This is a genomic window from Pseudomonas sp. GW821-FHT07E12 (assembly GCF_058986605.1).
Genome location: NZ_JBYSVX010000083.1, coordinates 1 through 3020, shown reverse-complemented (window position 1 = coordinate 3020; position 3020 = coordinate 1). Strand labels below are relative to the sequence as shown.

Genomic DNA, 3020 nt, shown 5'->3' with positions numbered 1-3020 from the left:
TCGCTGCCGAGGATCTTGCCGTCCCTTCCGATCCAAAACCCGAAGGCCTTTTCCCTGAAGGAAGCCGCTCATTGTAGGAGCGGAATCTCGAATCGTCAACAACTTTGTTTCGGAAGTCTTTGATTCGAGACCCCTTTCCGAGACCGGCACTTCCGAAGAAGAAAGCCTTTCCCGTCGAGGGCTGCGCAGTTTAATCGGATTCCTGAATTCGTCAACACTTTTCTTGAATGCGGGTTCGGAGACCTGCTCATCCCGCTCTCCGCCCCCGTACGCTGGCGGCCGCGCTCGGTGAAAATGGGTGCTTGTCTATCTATATGTATAGGAGCCCTCATGTCGCTGACCCGCAGGCCTTCGATCCTCGGCGATGCTTCGCTGTCCGCACTTGCCGCCGGGTTCGTCACCGTCCTGGTGGGCTTTGCGAGTTCGGCGGTCATCGTGTTCGAGGCCGCCCGGCATCTGGGCGCCAGCCAGGCCGAGATTGGCTCATGGATGTGGGCGCTGGGCATCGGCATGGGCGTGACCTGCATCGGGTTGTCGCTGCGCTGGCGTATCCCGGTGGTCACCGCCTGGTCCACGCCGGGCGCGGCAATGCTGATCGCGAGTGCGGCGGCGGTTCCGCTCTCGGATGCGATCGGTGCATTCGTGCTGGCGGCGCTGCTCGGCACGGTGGCGGGGTTTTCCGGGGTGTTCGCGAGCGCGATGCGGCGGGTACCGGTGTCGCTGGCGTCGGGCATGTTGGCCGGGGTGCTGCTGCGGTTCGGGCTGGACCTGTTCGTCTCGATGCAGACGCAACTGGGAATGGCGCTGACGATGCTGGTGGTCTATCTGGTCGGCAGGAGGCTGTTCGCGCGCTATGCGGTGATCGCGGCGCTGCTGGCCGGGTTGGCGATCGCGGCCGGCGGTGGATCGATGCACTGGGGCGAGGTGCATGTCGCGCTGGCGCGTCCGATATTCACGATGCCGTCGCTCTCGCTGGCGGCGGTGTTCGGCATCGCGCTGCCGTTGTTCGTGGTGACGATGGCTTCGCAGAACGTGCCGGGCGTGGCGGTGGTACGTGCGTCAGGCTACGAGTTGCCGATATCGCCGGCGATCGGCTGGATCGGCGTGGTCAACACGCTGCTGGCGCCGTTCGGTGCCTATGCGTTGAACCTGGCGGCGATCACCGCGGCGATCTGCATGGGCCGGGAGGCGCATGAAGATCCGGCGCGACGTTACATGGCCGCGGTGTTCGCCGGGCTGTTCTATGTGTTGATTGGCGTGTTTGGCGCGACGGTGGCCGCGTTGTTCTCGGCGTTTCCGAAGGAACTGGTGATGGCGATCGCCGGTATCGCGCTGCTGGGTACGATCGGAAACAGCCTGGCGGTGGCGCTGCGCGAGGAGCCGCAGCGCGAGGCGGCGCTGGTGACCTTCCTGGTGACCGCTTCCGGCCTGACGATGGCCGGCATCGGGGCGGCGTTCTGGGGACTGATTGCCGGTGGGGTGGTGCTGTTTGTGTTGGGGCGGCGTCGCGAGTCCTGAAGTAACAGCGGCTTCAAAGCGCCCTCATCCGCCCTTCGGGCACCTTCCCCCGCATGCGGGGGAAGGGAAACATCGATATTGCCTGACACATGGGGTCTTACCGCGACTCACGCCGGCGTTGCTACCGCCTTGCGCCATGCCACGCCCCAGGCGGCAGCGAGCAGCAGGCCGGCCAGCAGCCAGGGCGCGCCCGGCAGGTGCATGGGCGCCTGCTTGCCGATGAACCAGGCGAACACGTTGGCGAACAACAGCGGGCCAACGATGCCGGCGAGGCTGACCAGGCTCATCAGGGCGCCCTGGATACGTCCCTGGACTTCGCCACCGACCTGCCGGGTGATGAGCGCCTGCGCGGCGGGACCGGCTATCGCCCACAGCGCGCTGACCGGAACGCCGATCAGGAAGCTGCGACCGCTGCCGGCCAGTCCGTAGATCACGAAGCCGGCCACGCCACAGCCCAGTCCCAGCAGCAGCGCGCGCCGTTCGCCCAGCGTTTTCACGATGCGGCCGACCAGCGCCACGTTGACGATGATGCTGCACACGCCGACCAGCGCCAGCACCCAGCTCACTTCAAGCGGGCCCCAGCCGTAGAGGTAGCCGGCGAACAGCACGAAGATGCTGGGATAGACGTAATGCGCCAGGTTGGCGAGGAATACCACGGCGGCCAGGCCGAACACCTGCGGGTAGCTGCGCAGCAGTTTCAATGCGCCGAACGGATTGGCATGCGACCAGTCGAAGCGCGGGCTGCGTTTTTCCGGCGGCAGCGATTCCGGCAACACCAGCAGGCCGTACAGGAAGTTCAGCAGCGCCAGCGCGGCGGCGAAGAAGAACGGCAGGCGCAGGTGGATGCCGCCGAGCCAGCCGCCGATCAGCGGGCCGGCGACGAAACCGATACCGAACGCGGCGCCGATCATGCCATAGGCCTGCGCACGCTTTTCCGGCGCGGTGACGTCGGCGATGTAGGCATTGGCGGTGGAGAAGCTGGCCGAGAACATGCCCGACACCACCCGCGCCACCAGCAATAGCGGCAAGGTGTGCGCCACCGCCATCAGCAGGAAGTCCACGCCCAGGCCGAAGCAGGACAGCAGGATCACCAGACGACGGCCGTAGCGGTCGGACAGCGCGCCCTGGATCGGCGAGCTGAAGAACTGGATCGCGGCGAACAGGAAGCCGAACCAGCCGATCCACTCGGCGGCCTGTGCGTAGTCGCCGCCGGTGAACTGGCGTATCAGGCCCGGCAGCACCGGGATGATCACGCCGAACGCCAGCACGTCGATCAGCACGGTGATGAAGATGAAGATCATCGCTGCGCGGCGCATGCCGGGGACGGAGTCGGTCGAGGTCATGCGGGTTTCTTGGGTGGGACGTTGGCGGAGTTTAGCGGTGGTTTGATATGTCGCGATGGTTCGCGGCTGCGTGGGGTGATTTCGTAGCAACTGTCTTGTTTACCCAAGCGCAGGTGTGCCGGCCCAGGCATCACGAGCGCGGGCATTGAGGATCACCAG

2 protein-coding genes are annotated in these 3020 nt (G+C 65.7%); one reads left to right on the top strand and one right to left on the bottom strand.

The window, feature by feature from the left end; all coding sequences use genetic code 11:
* Window positions 1-330 precede the first annotated feature (330 nt).
* Entirely contained in the window at window positions 331-1518 is a 1188-nt protein-coding gene (locus tag AC3WJE_RS20975) for a benzoate/H(+) symporter BenE family transporter (protein WP_493732779.1), read from the top strand.
* Window positions 1519-1625: 107 nt separating this feature from the next.
* Here AC3WJE_RS20975 and AC3WJE_RS20970 read toward each other — a convergent pair whose 3' ends face one another.
* A complete protein-coding gene (locus AC3WJE_RS20970) occupies window positions 1626-2861 on the bottom strand; it encodes a TCR/Tet family MFS transporter (protein ID WP_493732778.1) in 1236 nt (411 codons plus the stop codon).
* Between the last annotated feature and the right edge of the window lie 159 nt (window positions 2862-3020).